At 34.5% G+C, this 19,800-nt stretch carries 15 protein-coding genes; all 15 read right to left on the bottom strand.

Features of this window, described 5'->3' with window-relative positions:
* Positions 1-50 precede the first annotated feature (50 nt).
* The 15 genes from CYTFE_RS0101845 to prfA all read right to left on the bottom strand — a co-directional run bounded on the left by CYTFE_RS0101845 (position 51) and on the right by prfA (position 19,731).
* Positions 51-4,856 carry a RecQ family ATP-dependent DNA helicase gene (locus CYTFE_RS0101845; RefSeq protein ID WP_027470416.1) on the bottom strand — a complete coding sequence of 1,602 codons (4,806 nt, stop codon included), beginning with the start codon at positions 4,854-4,856 and terminating at the stop codon, positions 51-53.
* A gap of 485 nt (positions 4,857-5,341) precedes the next feature.
* On the bottom strand, positions 5,342-7,354 hold the full coding sequence (locus tag CYTFE_RS0101840; RefSeq protein WP_044262484.1) for a hypothetical protein: 2,013 nt from the start codon (positions 7,352-7,354) through the stop codon (positions 5,342-5,344).
* Between the two features lie 10 nt (positions 7,355-7,364).
* Positions 7,365-8,756, bottom strand: a complete 1,392-nt coding sequence (locus CYTFE_RS30560; RefSeq protein WP_027470414.1) for an OmpA family protein — start codon at positions 8,754-8,756, stop codon at positions 7,365-7,367.
* Positions 8,757-9,217: 461 nt separating this feature from the next.
* The gene (locus CYTFE_RS31765) at positions 9,218-9,544 is read right to left on the bottom strand and encodes a DUF418 domain-containing protein (RefSeq protein ID WP_154665600.1); all 327 of its coding nucleotides are present in this window, start codon (positions 9,542-9,544) and stop codon (positions 9,218-9,220) included.
* A 14-nt stretch (positions 9,545-9,558) separates the two neighbouring features.
* Positions 9,559-10,422, bottom strand: a complete 864-nt coding sequence (locus tag CYTFE_RS0101825; protein WP_027470412.1) for a hypothetical protein — start codon at positions 10,420-10,422, stop codon at positions 9,559-9,561.
* Positions 10,370-11,293, bottom strand: a complete 924-nt coding sequence (locus CYTFE_RS0101820) for a hypothetical protein (protein ID WP_052342928.1) — start codon at positions 11,291-11,293, stop codon at positions 10,370-10,372. Before CYTFE_RS0101820 ends, CYTFE_RS0101825 begins: the two co-directional genes overlap by 53 nt.
* Positions 11,247-11,612 carry a membrane protein insertion efficiency factor YidD gene (gene yidD / locus CYTFE_RS31760; RefSeq protein ID WP_052343421.1) on the bottom strand — a complete coding sequence of 122 codons (366 nt, stop codon included), beginning with the start codon at positions 11,610-11,612 and terminating at the stop codon, positions 11,247-11,249. The genes CYTFE_RS0101820 and yidD overlap by 47 nt, the downstream gene beginning before the upstream one ends.
* Positions 11,613-11,709: 97 nt before the next feature.
* Complete coding sequence (locus CYTFE_RS24520) at positions 11,710-12,411, bottom strand: hypothetical protein (RefSeq protein ID WP_044214423.1); 702 nt, start codon at positions 12,409-12,411, stop codon at positions 11,710-11,712.
* Positions 12,412-12,482: 71 nt separating this feature from the next.
* Positions 12,483-12,890 carry a TM2 domain-containing protein gene (locus tag CYTFE_RS0101805; protein ID WP_027470410.1) on the bottom strand — a complete coding sequence of 136 codons (408 nt, stop codon included), beginning with the start codon at positions 12,888-12,890 and terminating at the stop codon, positions 12,483-12,485.
* 208 nt (positions 12,891-13,098) lie between these two features.
* Positions 13,099-14,280 (bottom strand): DUF418 domain-containing protein, encoded by a 1,182-nt coding sequence (locus CYTFE_RS0101800; RefSeq protein WP_027470409.1) that lies wholly within the window; start codon positions 14,278-14,280, stop codon positions 13,099-13,101.
* 251 nt (positions 14,281-14,531) lie between these two features.
* The gene (locus tag CYTFE_RS0101795) at positions 14,532-15,596 is read right to left on the bottom strand and encodes a glycoside hydrolase family protein (RefSeq protein WP_027470408.1); all 1,065 of its coding nucleotides are present in this window, start codon (positions 15,594-15,596) and stop codon (positions 14,532-14,534) included.
* Positions 15,597-15,697: 101 nt separating this feature from the next.
* Entirely contained in the window at positions 15,698-16,534 is an 837-nt protein-coding gene (locus tag CYTFE_RS24515; RefSeq protein WP_081735882.1) for a carboxylesterase family protein, read from the bottom strand.
* A 171-nt stretch (positions 16,535-16,705) separates the two neighbouring features.
* Positions 16,706-17,665 carry a hypothetical protein gene (locus CYTFE_RS24510; RefSeq protein ID WP_044214281.1) on the bottom strand — a complete coding sequence of 320 codons (960 nt, stop codon included), beginning with the start codon at positions 17,663-17,665 and terminating at the stop codon, positions 16,706-16,708.
* Positions 17,666-17,727: 62 nt separating this feature from the next.
* Entirely contained in the window at positions 17,728-18,555 is an 828-nt protein-coding gene (pyrF, locus tag CYTFE_RS0101780) for an orotidine-5'-phosphate decarboxylase (RefSeq protein WP_027470407.1), read from the bottom strand.
* A gap of 90 nt (positions 18,556-18,645) precedes the next feature.
* A complete protein-coding gene (gene prfA, locus CYTFE_RS0101775) occupies positions 18,646-19,731 on the bottom strand; it encodes a peptide chain release factor 1 (protein WP_027470406.1) in 1,086 nt (361 codons plus the stop codon).
* Between the last annotated feature and the right edge of the window lie 69 nt (positions 19,732-19,800).

Genomic DNA, 19,800 nt, shown 5'->3' with positions numbered 1-19,800 from the left:
AATCCTCAAATGCGGCTATTCACCTTATAACCCCACTCACAAACAATCAATTAAACATCTGCCTTGATAAACTTCAATTCCGGTAAAACAACCTTTATTTCATCCTCCAATTCTTCTTTCTTCCAGTACACTATATAATTTATTATTGATTCTTTGAGTACATAACCTTTGTTCTGGTAGTTGTTTATGATTTCTTTATACCTGTTTGAAAATTTCAGGATAAAGTTTCCTTTTTCGTCAAAGCAACCATCATTATTAACCATTAGCGTATCACCACTTTTTAGCTTAGTAATTAATTTTTGACGACGAATAAAAAAATCGAGCCAAATATCCTTATGAGAAAGCTGAATTACCAACAAATTCGAAGGCTTATATTGTGCGTCATTATTTATTCGCTCTAAATTTTGACAAGTAATATCGTCCAAGTAATTACCATTTAAGTGAATTGTCAGTTTTTGTTTTGCCCTGGTCATGGCAACATATAACTCACGTCTTTTTTCATCACTATCTGGATGAAAACCATTCAGCATTAAAAACACATTATCAAACTCTTTACCCTTCGCTTTATGAATGGTAGATACAAAAATTGTTTCTCCATTTGTGCTCACAAAGTCTTCAAGCTTAGATTCCCTCACAAAAACTTCAAAATCAGATTGATATTTCTTTTTCGGGTTGCTCAATTCAAAATCCTTGATCATGTTAATACAAATATCAATCTTAGAGCTTTCCTTATAATGGTTCCAAAGTTTACGCTTTGCTGCTTTCCAATTTTCGTCCGTAATGGTATACTTTTCCTCTGCAAAGCCAAGTTGTTCAATAAAATATCGTACTTCAACTAAATTATATAAGCTAAATCCTTCATTGGTTTGAATCAGTTTAGCCTGTAAACCTCCATGAATCAAGAGACCAGTGATTTGTATGGCTTCAGAATTAGTATGCGTTAATACACAAGTTGTTCCAATAAGGTCAGATGACAAGATGTTGCTAACAACCGGCTCAATGAGATTAGGAGATGAGTACTTTATTAACTTAAGCTGCCCTATCTCATTTGTATGCGGAACGATTGGAGTTTCTTTAAGGCGGTGAGTAATCTTGTTAGCAAAATGATTTGTGAATTCTACAAGATTAGCTTTACTTCTGTAGTTTTCAATCAACTCAACTTTTTTAGCTTTTTGTTCTGAAATAAATTGTTCCAGATAGCGAGAACTTGCTCCTCGGAACTCGTAAATATTCTGGTCATCATCGCCTACTGCGATCACCCGCATCTCTTCATTGTACTCCATTATGGCTTTTATAAGCGCAAACTCATGAACATCCATATCCTGCGCTTCATCGACAACAAGAACAGTCTTCGTGATTCGGTTTGGTTCAATATCTTTATTACGGATTTTTTCGACAGTCTTATTAATGATTGTTTGCGATTTTTCAATTGTACCAACCTTTCCCAATAAATCAAAGCAATAGGCATGAAAGGTTTTAATTTCAATAAATGCAGCTGCATTCCCAATCAACTCAAATAAGCGTTTTTTAAACTCAGTAGCTGCGGCCCTTGAAAAAGTAACCATTAACAATTGCTCATGTTTAACATCTTCCATCAACAGTAGGGATGCTAGTTTATGAACCAACACTCTTGTTTTTCCACTACCAGGACCAGCAGCCACCGCAATATAAGGCGACTCATTATCTTTAATGATGCTTAACTGAGCAGGCGATAGCTCTCCGAATAACTGCCTGAATTTTAAGGGAGTAATATTTCTTTTTATTTCATCCTTTCTACTCCCCTTAAAGTACTTATTAAGAAATGACGCATAGTTAAGTTGAAAATAGTCTTCTACAAACTGTAAGGCTTCCTTATAATCTCGAATCATTTTTTTAGCATACTCACCTACTATATGAATTTGCTGAACTTTGTTTTCATAAAACTGATTTAACTTCTTATAGTCATCAACTTTATACCGTTTTTTATTATCCTGTTCCAGCCGTTCAATACTAAGCTTATTATATACTACAAGAAAACCACCTTCAATCTTTATAGCATCCATTCTGGATAAATAAAACAACGCATCTTCTACATCTACCAATGAAACATTGATTTTAAACAACGCATTTTGATTGTCATATTCCCTTTTCAACTCATGTACAGAGAACTCTACCAATACTTGTTCTTTATTTTTATCCCCAAGTGAAAGCTTTTCATTACTCTTCAAATACAGGTAATCAACAATAAAGCGGGCTAACACGTGCCGTTTTTCTAATTTCTTTTTGAGCTCCGATTCAGAATAGTTCGATAAAATTGTCAGATGATTCTTCGAATAATCGTGAGGCTTGCGTTTTAACCAATTTTTTATCACCCAGAAATTAATAATAGTTTTAATCTTATTGGGTGATACATCAGAACATCCACTTTCTTCAGCCAGTTCATTTAGCTCTTTGACATGAAATGACTTTTCCTGCTCTTCAAATTGAGTTACCAAAAACTGCTCTATTCGGCTAATAGAATTAACGATGCTCAACGATCGGTTTTTGTTTTCTCCACGCTTAATAAAAGCTGTCAAGTCCTTTGTATCGGCAAGTATTTTTTCCTCCCTCAATAAATTAACCACATGAATAACTTCCTCTTTTACGATACCTAAGTGGTCTGATATGTAATCGATTCTTGATTCCGCTGCATCATCACTTGCTTGCTTTCTACTTTTACTGGAAAACAGCTTTTTAATAACCCTGACCGCATGTTCCTTTTGCCTATCATTAAACTTTTCAGACAAATTAATTTTCTCAATAGCTTCCTGGACATTCTTTGATAGAATACTATTGGCAAAAATTCTTGGCATATTTTGCCCCCGTTTTAAATAGCCTGCTTCTTCCAGCGCAGATATGGCGGTGGTTACTCTCGTCTCAATTTCCACTACATTATCATCCCACCCGGCCTTTCTTGCAATTTCTAAAGCAGAATTAGAAACATTTAGCCTAAACCTGGTAATGTCTTTTATAGCTTTCCAAATTTGTTGAATTTCTTTAATATTCAACTTAGTCTGATTGAGCAATATAAAATGCTTACTCAAATCTTCCTCATTGAATAGGACATAACAATCAGCAGTTATATTCTCATCCCTACCTGCCCGGCCAGCTTCCTGTACATAATTTTCCAAAGAATCAGACAATTCATAATGAATTACCATCCCCACATCCTTTTTATCAACTCCCATTCCAAAAGCTGATGTGGCAACCATCACATCAACATCACCACGAATAAACGCATCCTGGTTTTCAGATTTCTCTTGCTTGTCCATTTTTCCATGGTATGGCTTTGCCAAATACCCGTCATCCGATAATCTTTGGGCAATTTGATAAGCCCTCCGCGTTCGGGATACATAGATAATGGTAGGGCAGTTTTTTCCATCAATTAAATTGCGTAATGTATCATATTTGTCCTCTTCATCTTCTTTTGGGATTACCTTATAACTTAGATTTGTTCGAGATGCTTTGGAGCTAAAAGTTTCTAATCTTAGCGATAATTTTTCCAGAAAATAATCCTTTATATCCTGGATTACATTTTGTTTTGCCGTTGCAGTAAAACACGAAACCGGAATGCCATTTTCAAGATTTTTCTTTTCTTGCAATGACTTTATAAATTCCCCAATATAAAGATAATCAACCCTAAAATCCTGTCCCCATGAAGAAAAACAATGCGCTTCGTCAATTACAAATCGCACTATATTTCTTCCAAGTAACAAACGTTCAATTGACCTTGAACGAAGCGACTCTGGTGAAATATATAAAATTGAAGCAGATCCACTTTCTACTCTTTCGAAAGATTTTGCCCTTTCTATAGGATCAAGTAATCCATTTATTGTAACAGCTTCCGTAATATTTGAACTTTCCAGGTTATCAACCTGGTCTTTCATTAAAGACTGAAGAGGTGAAATAACAACCGTTAATCCCTTTACACTTTCTCCACTCATCAGTGCTGGCACTTGAAAAGTTATTGACTTACCACCTCCTGTAGGAAATACAGCCAGGATAGACTTATTGTTAATGGCAGCATTAACAGCTTGCTCTTGCAACGCTTTACCGCCATAAGTTCTATATGAGTCAAATCCAAAATATTTCTTTAATCCATCTTTAGCATCTAAGGCCTTATTACAATATCCACACCCTTCCAAACATGGATTATTTCTGAGCAAAAACATGACTCTTTCTACCTCAGGATAATTCTTAATTACCCAAGGAGGTGTTATTGAGTATCTACTATTCGTATTTATTAAAGCCAAACAATAAGCTAACTCTATTGGTGTTTGAAGTACCAGTTTCTCTAAATCTACTTCTTGACAAATGGATTCTGCAAATCGTTTGTTGATCAGACTGAATATATCATCACCCAAAATTGAATAACCTACAAAATCAAAAAATGACTCAAACTCCTTTTTATCAGCAAGTAGCGCATAATAAATCTGTTTTAGGTCATCATCCATATCATGAAATGCCGATATTTCATCATAAAATAGATCTTTAGCTTTAGTTGCATCGTTTAAGGGATTATTTAACTCATCAGTCTGTAGTTTATCATCCTTCAATAAAGCATGGTAAGGTTTAGTAGGAAATAATAAAGGTGATAAGAATAATGTGTCAATAGCGTTCATTCCAGTCAAATTCTGATTAATCGCTTTCTCTACATATGGCAAGTCATGATGAATGATGTTATGACCACATACATACTTCTTATTCTTTATAAAATTAAGCAATTCCGTAATAGACCTCGAGTGCAAAGTTAATCCACTTCCATTAATACCTCCAACAGCAAGTATCTTTTTACTTTTAACATCTACTTCGGTATCTATAAAAACGATATTATCCATTGCTCTTATTTCTTACTTTAGTTTGATATAACTAGTGGCTGCAAGAAAACGACTGTTTTTTTCTGTCTTTGATAAGAAAGCTTCAAAGACAAGGCTTTCGATATTTTTGAAACCAAGGAGTTTACTGATTGTAAATGACTGTTTCAAAAATGAGAATAACACAGTATTTGGAATTTCTTGCAAAGACTAACTAATACATACGTAATGTCATTCGTATAATTAAGCTAATTAAAACGCTATCCGGTACCTTTTTTAATATCCTTTATTAATTATTCACTCCATCTATTCCCTTTTGAATGCTTACAATAGCCATTTGAGACACACCACACACGTTAGTGAATGAGTTCCAAAGTGAAACAGAATCTTGCACTTCTTCCAATATCAGCTCAGGTTTCTATATTCCAAAATATATACCTAGCTCCAACAAATGTTTCCTTCCAGTATTTTTACTCTCTTACCATTACTTTTGTCAAGTTTACTGTCTATTACAAACCCATTTTAAATACAATTAAATCACCTTTTCCAGTTAATCTTGTAGCGCTAATTGCTACAAAATTATCATCAGTAGCTGTTAAATCGTTTAGTTTAATCCCTTGCGGCAAACAAAATTCCTTTTCTGATTTAATACCTCCAGCTTCATCCATATGTACCACTTTTATTTTGTTATTAAATGTTCCTGCCAAAACAAAACTATGATCAGGTAAAGATATAATTTGTTCTATATTCCCATTTTCAGAAATACCAATAGGAGACTCCCAAATCTTTTCCCCATCTATATTATAAGCACTTGCAAAAACACCTGTAGCATTTAGACCAGCAAAAACTAGTTTATTGTTCGCATTCATATCTACAGCGGTATATTTTATGCTTTGGTCCAATAAAATATCCCATTTTAAATAACCTTCTTGATTAATCGCAAATATCCAATTTCCAGCAGCTGCATAAGTAATACCTGACGCATCATTAGCCAAACTATAAACCTTACCCTTGCTTGAATATGCTCGAGACCACAACTTTTTACCATTGGCATTAAGTTTTACTAAATTAGGCGTAAAAGTTGACTCTTTTGAATCTTTGCTATAGCCAGCAATTAAAATTTTATTATCGGGATAAACAACAAAATCAAGTACTTCATCAATATCAATTCTTTGATTAAAGATATTGTCACCATTGGCATCCAACTTATAAAGCCAGCCTTGGCCTTTTAAACTATCAATTATGGCACCAGTAACACCCGCAACGTAAATTTCGTTCTGCGCACTTATGCTAACTTTATTTACAATATCATCAAAACGATTTCCTAAAGATATATTCCAAATCATCTTTCCACTCGCATCTAGGCCTAAAAGCCAAGAATCATACATTGTTCCCTCGGCTTTTCGCGACGAAGCAGCTACCACAAGTTCTCCATTGGGACGTTGAGCAATTCCTCCACCAAAATCATTAAACTGTTGGTTATCGAATCCTTTTACAAACTTGTAATTTTCCGCAGGAAATTCTTTAACTATTTGTTCTGCTAATGCACTAGCCTTCAAATTAAAAATATCAATATAATGAATACCCTCGGGACATGAAGACACAAACTTGTTATAAGCCTCTAAAGTATTTACCCTTTTAGCCCATTCAAAAAGCAATTGCTGTTTTAACGCTTTTGCTTTTGATAATTTTGATGAATTAGGAAAGTCTGCTATAAAACGCTCAATAGCTTCAAGTGTATGTTTATCGGATGCTTCTTGAAAAGCCATTGTTTCCATCAATTTCTTAACCTCTTCAACTTGAGCAGCCTCAGGGTATTTCGTAACAAAATTTCGATAACTATTTAATGATCCTTCACTTATAGCCAGTTTATAAGCTAACTCATTGCGCATCTTTTTTGCGATATCAACTTGAGCCGATTCAGGATAATTCTTTAAAAATTGATTAAATGCTGCAACCGTATTTTCATTCTCTGCTTCACGAAACTTTAGATAATTCAAAATATGCGAAACATTGGCATAGTATTTAGAATCAGGGAATTCTTTTAAAAAACGCTGGGCATAATCGGTATTATTTTCTTCTCGTATATATTTAATCAGCTTATCTTCTACCTGCTGATGCAACCAATCCATATTGCTACTTAAAGGCCTACTTCTTCGTGTTCTATCCTGCTTTAAAACCAAATCATTTATAATAGCTATATCTCCGCCTGTAAACTGTGATTGCACTGTATAGGCTTTATTATAGTGTACCAACGCTTTTGTATAGTCTTTATTAGAATATTTATCATATGAGTAGACCATAGCTAGTCCTAAATTAGCCAAGGCTGATTCAGGTTCTTTTACTAAGGCTTTCTCGAAATTTACTTTAGCCTTATCAAGTTCATTATCAATATCGGCTTTTGTTCTGGCCTCCATGCCTTTGAATAAGTTATTAGTAAATATTCGTTTGGGACTCTGTGCCATACTAATAAATGAAATTAGCAATGACAGGATTAGTATATTTATTTTTTTTGAATGCATAATGAAGAGCTTATTTTTTGAGTACTGAAAATTCCACACGACGATTCTTTGATCGTCCAACTTCGGTTTTATTGGTATCTATAAACTTAGATTCTCCATATCCAACACCTTTTATTCTTTCAGCACTGACCCCTTTACTAACAAGGTACTTAACTACAGAATTTGCTCGCCGTTGACTTAAACTTTGATTTAATTTATCAGAACCCACATTATCAGTATGGCCACTAATTTCAATCAAGCTAACTGTTCCTTCTTTTAAAAAATTGACTACTTTATCAAGTTCTTCAAATGAAGTTGGTAAAAGGGTGCTTTTAGCAGTTTCAAAGAAAATATTATTTAAAATGAGCGCACCTCCTTCCTCAATATTTCTTAATCTCTCGGTAAAAGCATCTTTAGTCAATACGGGCTCTTTAAAAACAACAGTACCCTCAGAGTGGCAATTGTTTTTATCACTTACATAGTAAGTATATGAACCCGCTTTTAGGTTCTGAATTTTTTTTGCATTAATTGTTCCGTTGCTCCATTCTATCCTATAAGGAGGCTCTCCACCAGATATCCCTATGCTAATGGTACCATCATTTATTATTCTATCAATATGACCTGTAACGGGATTTTGACCTCCTGTATAAGAAGAATCAATCACCACGGTTTTTAGTCCTTTAGGAACACATGCACACATATTACAATCAACTAACGGACGAATCTCAAAATCGTCAAAAAAGTAATATGCATATGACTTGCCTTTTTTATTTTTTGTATCACGACCAGTAACTACATAATTTGTATTGTCATAATTATTAAAGTTTCCCACAACAAAGCATTGCTCACCTCCTTTAGCTGTATATACTTGACAAAACTGAGCCCATTCTTCTGTATTGTCTAAAAATAAACCTTCCTTGTTCGTTAAATCGGCTGTTAAGTTTAAAAATGTACTATTATCATTCAGTATTTTCGCAGTCGTAAAATGTATGCTCAACTGATCAACAGCAAATTTACTTCCGGACGCTAATTTGTACCAAAACGAAACGCAATATTTTTGACCTTCAATCATAGGACTGTCTAACGTACCTTGAATGTATTCTCTAAAATTACGATTACTACCACTTAAAATGGCTCCTACATAACCTTTACCTGATTTAGCCTTGCTGTATCCCGCAAAATTATCGGGTACTTTTACTTCTCCCAAACCGCACTCATTGAAATAATCGGGTGTTGTTGCCGTAGGATATGTCCAGTTAGGAATTAAAACATGTGAATTGTTCATAAAAGTGTAACCTTCAGGACATTTTTCACACACCTCAAAACTAGGGTTAAGCACCATATTTGGAACTTGTGCATATGATTCAAACCATGTGAAAATAAAACTTAATGCTATAAAATGTTTTACGTAGAGTTTCCTCATTTTCAAATGTAATTATGTTTGTGTTGAACAAAATAAATTGATAAATTAAAGATAAGATTACAGCAGAAAATACCATAACTAATCTGTAAACGGATTTGTTTATGTAAAGTTACAATTTCAAACAGCTATATGGTATTATAACTTTATTATCCTCCCTAAATAGTTATAAAGCCATATTAAACATAAATGGGCGAATCATGAAAGTTATTATGTACCAGCGGACTATATTATAAGATCCCCAAACTATCTAAGTATTTGATTTCAAGCCTACAAAATTATTGGAAAAGTAAGAAATATTGATTTCATGCAGAGATAATTTTTATTTGCGTCTTAGATTCATATGGCCTTTATCGTTCAAAGGCCATATGGAACTCTCCGAAACGAATCATCCCCTTGAGTGTAAATCCATTTCCATGGAATTTCATATGACCACCGTTTATGAATAGAGTTGAATCACATCACTAGCCTAAAGTAATTGTCCTTATCCAAGTTAACTTATGCCAAAGCATTTCAAGAGGTCCTTGTTTAAATTTTCTAATCCAGAATTTACAAAAATAATATTGAAAAGAAAACAGTACAATTCCGACGCATAAACTAACTGTATGACTTACACTCGGACCTATTCCCAGGCCATATCCGTAAAAAACAAAGCCTCCAATGATCGATTGCATCATATAAGCTGTTAAACTCATTCGACCGCAATACTGTAATCCTCCAGCAATCCGTCTAAACACTTTAGTTTTATACAGTAGATAAAAAGAAGCAATCATTGCAAGAGAGAATGCCAATCATATTCCCCCTATTAATCCGCGTGCGCAATTTGCCTCCACAACTCTAAAAAATGTTGGTTAAAGTTGACTATATTTCTTTTGTTTTTTGTTTCCGCAAGTATATAAGAACGCTTCATACCCCCTGAATGAAATTTATTAAGTAAAGTAAAACCGATAACATAGCCTGTAAAATAATACTCTATATATATGTTATATAAGCCAAAAGATAGTGCTCCGGCGTTTAATACAAAACTTATACCTCCTTCCACCCACCTGCCAGCATAAATATGCCCTAACCCTGGCACAATCATCGATAAATTTTTAGCTTTTTCAGGATTTTTCTTTCTAGGACAGTTTTTTCTTCTGAATAAATTTTCTGTACTATTTATCAATTCACTATTGAGATTATTATTAGTAATCAATGCCAGAGTAGCATTTTTTGCATCTTCAAAATGAAATAAACTATTTAAAGAAAGTATTTTAACCAATAATATCTCGTTTGGTATAGTATCTCCATGCGATAGATATTCATACTGATTGATATTCGTCAACGCATTTTCAAAATCACCTGCCAGATAATTACATAATGATTGCTCATAAAACTTTTCGTTAAAGAAAGTGCTTTCGCTGGAAGTAATCCTTATCTGATTAAATGTATCAGCCGCCTTATTAAAATCAAGTTGTTGTTTTAAAGATAGACCCTTGATAAACAAAGCATTCTTTTGATCCTCAGGAGATCCAGAATAAAACAAAACACGCTCGCATTCTATAACACACTCAGTATGTTTATTTTCAGATAATAATTTCCAGCAATATTCTAATGAATAATTGTGATTTTGCGAGTTAATTATAAAGGTTACGCAAAGGAATATGAATATTAAACAAGATTTTTGCATCTTCATAAGAATTATACTCTTTGTTTGAAATTTTAGAAAGTTTAATGGTTCCATATATGTTGCCTATATAAAAAGTAGTAAAGGCAGAAGCAAAAAGAATAGAAGAAAATTTTTCTGGGCCACGCTTACTAAAATTTTCGGCTGTAACTAGACCTAAGCCTGTTACTATCAATAAGGAAGAAATTCCCTGCCCCGTTTTCCCGAGATAAATTTTACCGCTTCCAGGTATTATAGAGGACAAAATAGCTGCAACTGTTGTCGATTTCGTTTTATGAGTAGCTAATTCATTGGCAATTGAATTAATAAGTAGATTTTCCTTCTTTATTCCATAAAACTGTTTATCCAATTTATTTTGGTAAAGTGAATAATTTGCAAAATCCCTATTTAACAAGAAGATTCCACTTTTCATATAATTCCTGATAATGGAATCTTGTTTATCCTTAGGTATAAAACAATCCAGCACATCCATAGCATCTGTATAATCCTTTAAGTGCGCTCTATTATAAGAAGCAAAAAGTTGAGATTTTGAATAAAAATAGGAATCCGAACTCACTTGCTTTAAATATTTAACAGATTCATCCAATTGCTTTAAGGAGTACAAACTCCATCCCTTCAAATAATTAATTGAATCTACCAAACCTTGGCTTTGTGTTTCTTTACTCAAAGAATAAGAATGAAGCAATGTAATTGCAGCATCATATTCTTCCTTTGCAATTAAATATTCAATAAAAGGTAATTCTTTACTCACTTGAGAATACCCCAAGACATGAATAAAAAGAAAAACACAAAATAAAGTAATTACTTTCATATTTAATGGTTTGCCTTTATTTATACTCTTCAGCAGTATCAACAAATCTTTTTTTGTTTTCATCAAATTTTAAAGGATGTAAGTCCGACTGCGCGATCCTATTGCACCTACTAAGTCTATCTGAAGTGAGTAATAATCCCTTGACTAAACCATGTTCTTTCAGACAATCTTTACAAAAGTTAGAACAAGACGGTGAGTATAAACAGTCAGCTGAAAATTGTATTGATAATCCGCTCTGATACGCAAATAATAGCGATCCAAATACCCAATTAAGTGGATTAAGTTTCTTCTTAAGAGGTTCTCCTTGGAGATAAAACTCCCTTCTCCGTGAATATACGTTTTGAGAATTATAAAGCTCGGCATTTAATTGTGCACTCACCATCTCAATATCATCTTTGTAATCAAGGCTAATTTTACTAATGTCCTGCGCATATAATATATCCGCTAACAAAAGAAATAAGCCAATAACCATAAGTCTTCTAATCGATATAAGTTGCATCTGCAGGTATGTCAAATTTAAATTTTCTTTCATCAACTGCACTCCCAAGTTTAATGTTTGAGATACTGGTTCTTTTTATGACTGAATCATTTTCTGAAGTATAGGATATTTCCGTAATTTTTTGAGGTAAGCTAAAAAAACTACCTAGATAATATTCATAATAGTAAGTCTTCTTTATCACTTTATCTTTTATATCCCGGTATTCACTGTATATAGGCACCATATTTTCATAAACAATATCTACCTCCTTAACCGTAGTAATAGTAACCGGAGATTCCCATGTTACAATTAGGTTGTTACCTTCATATTTTGAATCCTTTATGGTAAAACCTTCATTTCTCAAGCCTAAATCCTCTGTTTTGTTAGATACAAAATAATAAATTAACTCATTTTTACTTGAGTAATGCGAATTATGTGTGAAAGAAACGGTATTCTCTCGGGGCATATAAATTGTAATTTCACCTTTGGCATTAATGGACTTATAAAATTCTGTTGGTGTATGGTAATAACAAATTACATCTTCTTTTCTTCCATCATAAAATGTGGTATTCTCAATCGTAAAAAGCTTACCTTTTTTTAATGCTTGGTATTTTACATCAACTGAAATTTGGTTATTGTAATTTTGCCCAATCGTTAGATCACAAAATATAATAAATACAATAAAAAATATTGCTTTAATCATAAAAAAAGTGGTTTAAACTAAAAGCAGGCTGTTTAAACAGCCTGCTAAAAAAAGTTTACGTTGCAGTAAGTTTACCACATAAAGAATTTCGGATTATCAACGTATTGTGAAATGTCATCAAAATTAACAGCAATAACAATTAAGTCAACTAGTGGCACTAATCCAAAAATACCTCCACATGTTAAAATATAACCTAATCCGGTCATTACTTTAGTCCCTAAATAAAAACGATGAATGCCTAAACCTCCTAAAAAGAAGTCTATAATTAACGCTGCAGTTGCGCTCTTTTCTTTAACAGTAGTTTTTGATGCACTTGCTGCATCGTCTAATCCATTAAACATAACACTCATAGTTCCTACCTCTGCCTTGTTAAAAAGGCTCTCGATAGCAGAATCATTAATTTTGTAAGACGCACTAGCTGTAGTAGTTACCGCAGAAATTCCAAGAATTAATGCAAAAAGAATCAATACTTTTTTCATTTTTAAGTTAGTTTATGATTTAAAAAAATAATTTGCTAAAAGTATTATTATAAACCAATATAAACAACACACTCTTTAATTTATATTAAATCCAATTAGTACAAACAAAAACCATCTTATTAATATACAACCACCTATACTTAGATAAATTACCCTTCTTATTTGTTAGACTTTGCAACTCATATAGGAGTTACAAAGTCAACGATCCTTAATTACTCCTTATCCAAGTTAACTTATGCCAAAGCATTTCAAGAGGTCCTTGTTTAAATTTTCTAATCCAGAATTTACAAAAATAATATTGAAAAGAAAACAGTACAATTCCGACGCATAAACTAACTGTATGACTTACACTCGGACCTATTCCCAGGCCATATCCGTAAAAAACAAAGCCTCCAATGATCGATTGCATCATATAAGCTGTTAAACTCATTCGACCGCAATACTGTAATCCTCCAGCAATCCGTCTAAACACTTTAGTTTTATACAGTAGATAAAAAGAAGCAATCATTGCAAGAGAGAATGCCAAGTTCCCATACATTTTAATTATAACACCAATGGTTCGCATATATATCTTTAATTCAAAGATATCTTTGATGTACACCTTCAAAACATACAATGGAATAAAAGTTACAATCGAAACAATTAAAACACGTTTCCAGAACTTAGTATTCGCGGTTAAATCAGAGAATAATTGTTTAATACCTAACCAATACCCCAAGGCGAACAAGCCTATTGTTTGAGTCATACGACCTACACTTAAAGCCCATAATAAAGATGCTTTATGTCCGTATAAGGTATTTACTGTAATTAAATCAATTATCGAATTACTAAGCTGTCCTTCCTTTAACAAATTCCAGTACTTACCTGTTCCTAAAGCCGGAGCCACATAAGTATTATCCATAGCGAAGCGAATATAGTGGAACCATTCAATTGGCTGCATAAGAAAAAGCGCAGAGACTATTAATATGAGCTGTGTTTTTAAATTCCTTACAAAAAATAATGACAGACCTAATATTGCATACATCATTAACACTTCACCAGGAAAGAACATTCCATTGACTACTGCAAACCCCGCTAATAAAACCATTCGCCACAAAAAGCGATAACCAAAATCAATCTTTTTCTTTCTCTGTTTACGCATCATAAGACTAAACGTAAATCCAAACAGGACAGCAAATATGGCATAACCTTTCCCCGAGAACATAAAAAACAGACTATCCCAAACTTTAGAATCTATACTATTTAACCAATCCGGCTGTGTTTCCGGATTGGGGAATACATAAAAATTAAAATGCTCGATGCTATGCAGAAGCATTATTCCCATAATAGCAAATCCTCTAAGGCTATCAATAACTTCGATTCGATTTTTTCCGATTTTATTAACTGTCATTCTTTACTGGCTGATTTAAAATTAACCTATATTAAACTACGTATGGGATTTTTTTCAAGCAAATCATCATTTATTTTCCTTCAATGGCTATATGGAACTCACCAAAACTAAACACACAACTATCTATGAAATAAAACCATGGGCTATTTTATTTAAAGGACGATAATCAGAATTACATCCATTCGCATAAATAAACCATCGTATTGATACCAATCATTAATTACTAAATCGTTCCCCCAAATATCATACAACTATTTCTCATCAAACAAAGAGAGAAAAACAGTATAAGAGTCGTCACCTTTTTTAATGGCCAGGCAAAGCACATTGGGCTCTCCGTTCTCTATATAAATAAAAGGCCGTTCCATGCGGCCGGGAATAAACATGGAACCATCCTCCATCCGTATCTTTTTATCTGTTATTTTATATTTTTTTGCTTTCCTCCAATTTAATCCATCTTCCGACACCATTAAACCAATAAAAGTGTGTGCATGAAAGACGGCATAAAACCTACTATCTCTTTCAGAATACCACATGGATACATCTTCTGTATCTAGGTCTCCAATAACCGGATTCGCTTGCATTACAAATGGTCCCTCTGGTGTTTTTGAGATAGCAATAGCCTGGTTACGTATAAATCTCTTTTCATTGGGCTTATCACCTTTAACAATGAGATAATAACTACCATCTTTTCCTTTTGCAATAGCAGGGTTTACTGTTAAGGTCGTAATAGGCCCTGAGGGTTCAATTAGTGGCGCATCCCTTCTCGTCCAAGGGCCATTAAGAGAATTAGAAACGGCAACTCCTGTTCTCTGATTAGCCCGTAATATATTTTTAACATTCGTATCTAAGCCCTTCGTTTTGCTAATGTATAAATCTTCATTTGTGTATTCTTTATCGCCCCCATTAGTAGCAATATAATAGAGGTAATATTTACCCTCAAAATATTTTATCTTTGGGTTATGAGCCGTAATCCCATCCCAGTAACCATTTCCTCTACCCCTTAAAACAGTTTCTTTATATTCCCAGGGGCCGGTAGCATGATAAGATACTGCATGAGCTATTTCAGAAGAAGTTAACCAACCGGCAAAGGTATTCTCTCTTTTCCAACGAGAATAAAACAAGTGGTAAAGTCCCTCATTATCTTTAATGATGGAACCTCCCCAATTATAATAATTCGAATCGCGAAAGATTCCCGCTTGACTTAAGGGCTGAATGAATCGTTGCATATCCAGCTCTTCTTTGATCTCCTGCGACACCATATTGTTTGGGAGACACAACAACAGTACAAATAATATTACCACTATACTTCTAATCATATTTTCTACAGTTTATCTCGGCGTATATAAAAACACTTGGTAATAAGCTACGATCTTGCCGCTAAAAATATGCGACAAAACATTTCAAAGCTCAATGAAATTTAATGTCCTTTTTCCTGACTAAAAACCCAACGAACTAATGCTGGGTCATTCCATGCCAGTTCATAAGCATTATGTCCAACTCCCGGGTAGATGGTAATACGGGCATTATTATCCTTAAAACTTTGCAATGCTGAAATCATATCTGTTGAACCGGAGAGGGGTACAACTGGATCTTTATCTCCATGAAAAGCCCATATGGGAATATGTCTAATTTTTTTCGCCATCGACGGATCACCGCCTCCACAGATGGGCACAGCCGCTGCAATCAATTTGCGATAACGCATCAGAAAGTACCAAGTACCGTAGCCTCCCATTGAAGCTCCCATCACATAAATACGATTTTTATCCACCGAATTTTCCTCAACTACCTTGTCAAAAATTTTCTTCACCAGCTTCATAGGCCTACTCGGTGCAATATCTTTAAAAACATAGGAACCCTCTTTCCAAGGGACATTCACCCATTGCTGTTTGCTAGGACACTGCGGCATCAGAATAATACAAGGGTGTTCCTTTTGAACTTGTTCGTCCATCCATCCAGCAATCCAAGGTCGTAATTGTTTTAAATTATCAGCCCCTCTCGACCCAGCTCCATGAAAAGAAAGCAACAACGGATATTCATTCTTAGGATCATAATCTGGAGGTAAAAACAAACGGTATGGCCATTCTACACCACTTTCATCAGTATAAATATAGGAAGTAGCGTGTTCCGCATAAAAAGAATTATTATGCTCTTGAATAGCTTGCTTAACATCTGGGAAAGTACTATTTACATCAGCGGGTTGCCCCAACACCCTAGATGTAATCATCAAAAATAATAAGATTGGTAAATTCTTCATTTCTAAATAAAATTATATTTCAGCCAGCCACAATCTGCTATTTGGCAAAAAACAAAAATATAAATATAAAAGCACAACACATTCTACTATAAATAAATATTTATTCTACCGTATATATCTTTTTATGATCTCATTTTTGCCAATTAATCAAAATAAATTCATAATATCAACTTAGATCTTTTTAATATTTTGGAGTATAGCTGTAAATTTAGGTTTAGAAAAGACCACTGCCATCATCAGAAAAAGTGCGGCCCCACCTGTCACCTGAAAGGGATAGGCAAGTACATTCTGATCTGGAATAATCATGGGAATAAGTGCAACAGCACAGGCTGGAGCGAAAGGTTTACCAATGGTTTCAATAAAAACGAATTGACAAACAAAAAGTAACAGTACCGTAATCACTTCCGACACACCTAATAACATATGAAATACATATTGAAAAAAAGACCCTAGTATAGCTGAAATGACCAGAACAAAGAAAATATGTCGCGGACGGTTATGAAATCCAGCAGAAGATGAACTAAACTCTACAAACGTTACCACAAGTGGCGGCACGATAAAGTACATTTTACCAGTATACACAGGAATAAAAGCGATGAACATCAACCCCACAAGCAATTTCACCCAATGCCATGGGGCTCGCTGATATGGATGTAATTCTGCATCAAAATGCACATGCTTATGCAATCCTGTTTTCACAAAAAACCACTGCACACAAACCAATATAAGGCTCATTGCAAAAACAGACAGTGGATAAACCCAAGAATGCGTACTCAACAAAACGGGTAACATTGATGCAGAAATAATAGGAATCAAGGTAGTTCGACTGACAGAGAGACAAAAGGAGGTGAAGGCAAAGGAGATGGCAATATTTGCAAGCATAGGAAAAGGAGAATAACGCACAAGAAAAACACCAAAGAGTGCGCTTACTGTCATCAGCAACACCACCATAGGTCTACTTATAACCCAAACTTTCTTATCAATAATCCACAATCCGAGTATTAACGCCGCTATTTCGGGAAAAATAATTTCCTTCTCTCCAAGCCTTTCCGAGACACCAACCATCAGCCCCATCATCATTAATCCAAAGATATAACGGATTAATTTCGGCTTATTTACACCTCTAAACATAACTCAAAAAAAAGACAGTTCTCTCCACAAAACTGTCTTTTTACATTTTATAAATTACAATATTATACCAAGCCTTTATCCACTAAAAGCTTATTCATCTCTTGTTGTATTTCTCGGGCTGCAAGACCGGCCTTTTCTGCAAAATCATTTTCAGCACTGGCATAGATGATACCACGCGAAGAATTAACCAACAAACCACATTTCTTATTCAATCCATTTTGAGCCACCTCTTTGAGACTACCCCCTTGAGCGCCCACTCCCGGAACCAACAAAAAGTGATCTGGAATAATATCTCTTATTTCCTTTAATTTTTCAGACTTCGTGGCACCAACCACATACATCAGGTTGTCTTCCGTACCCCACTGCTTTGACTTTCGTATAACTTTTTCGAATAGTTTTTCATTATTCTCAGTTACATATTGAAAATCAGCCGCTCCTTTATTAGAAGTCAATGCCAGAAGAATAACCCACTTATCCACATATGTCATAAACGGTTTCACAGAATCCTCACCCATATATGGAGCAACCGTTACAGAGTCAAAATCCATGGTATCAAAGAAAGCTTTTGCGTACATATTAGAAGTATTTCCAATATCACCACGTTTAGCATCGGCAATAATAAAGATGTCTGGATAATTATAACGAATATAATTAACAGTTTTCTCCAAACTGTTCCATCCTGAAACACCCATACTTTCATAAAAAGCCAAATTAGGTTTATAGGCCACAGTATATTTATGTGTGGCATCTATAATTTCTTTGTTAAATGCAAACAAAGGATCCGTTGTTTCTAACAGAAAACGAGGAATCTTATTGATATCGGTATCTAAACCAACACATAAAAAACTCCCTTTCTTTTTTATGTTTTCGAATAGTTCTTGAGAAGTCATGATAAAATATATTTAAAAATGCCTAATTTGCATATACATATTAATATATGCAAGGTCATCAAAGTATATCAACAAATGCTGTTATTACTTTTATAACTCACTCGCTTTTAGTCTCTCCGCATTCTCTTCAACAATTAGCTTATCAATAATACCTTGGATATCTCCATCCATAACAGCAGGCAAATTATACATTGTAAAGTTAACACGGTGATCGGTAACCCTTCCCTGTGGATAATTATAGGTTCTAATTTTAGCAGAGCGGTCACCTGTCGAAACCAAGGTCTTCCGTTTTGAAGAGATGACGTCCAGGTATTTTTGGTATTCTAAGTTATACAGCCGGGTTCTTAACTCGACCATCGCTTTATCCAAGTTCTTTAGCTGAGATTTTTGATCCTGACAAGTCACCACTATACCAGAAGGAATATGTGTCAACCGAATGGCTGAATAAGTAGTATTCACCGATTGTCCACCAGGTCCTGAAGAACAATAAGTATCCTTACGAATGTCCTCTGTCCGTAAATCAATATCAAACTCTTCTGCTTCAGGCAATACCGCAACAGAAGCAGCCGAAGTATGCACCCTTCCCTGCGTCTCCGTTTGTGGTACTCGTTGTACACGATGCACCCCCGATTCATATTTCAAGATGCCGTAAACACCATCTCCACTCACATTAAAAACAACTTCCTTAAAGCCTCCTGATGTTCCTTCACTTTGGTGTGTAACATCCACTTTCCAGCCTTGTTTTTCGCAAAATTTTGTATACATACGAAAAAGGTCACCTGCAAAAATACTTGCCTCATCCCCTCCTGTTCCTGCACGCAGTTCCACCACACAGTTTTTACCATCCTCCGGGTCGGCAGGTATCAGCAAGAGCTTAATTTCTTCTTCCATTCCAGGAAGTTTAGCCTCCAGCTCATCCAATTCCATCTTAGCCATCTCCTTCATCTCTGCATCATCCTCCACTTTCAGTATCTCTCTGGCCTCTGCAATATTTTCCAGTGTTGTTTTATATTCGTCGTGGGCTCTGGCCACGCGTTCCAACTCTTTATATTCCTTGTTCAGCTTTATATATCGTTTGGTATCAGCAATCACTTCTGGATCTGTTATTTGTTCAGATACTTCCTGAAAACGAATAACTACGCCACCCAACATTTCTAACAATTTACTTTTACTCATTCTTTTTTATTTAGATTTTTAGATAAGAATTAAGAGACATTAGACTCTTTCACCATGATTTCATTAGAA

Origin of the sequence: Saccharicrinis fermentans DSM 9555 = JCM 21142 (assembly GCF_000517085.1) — a bacterium.
Lineage (GTDB): Bacteria > Bacteroidota > Bacteroidia > Bacteroidales > Marinilabiliaceae > Saccharicrinis > Saccharicrinis fermentans.
Note: the sequence above shows the minus strand (reverse complement) of the source record. Positions and strands in the feature narration are given on the sequence as shown.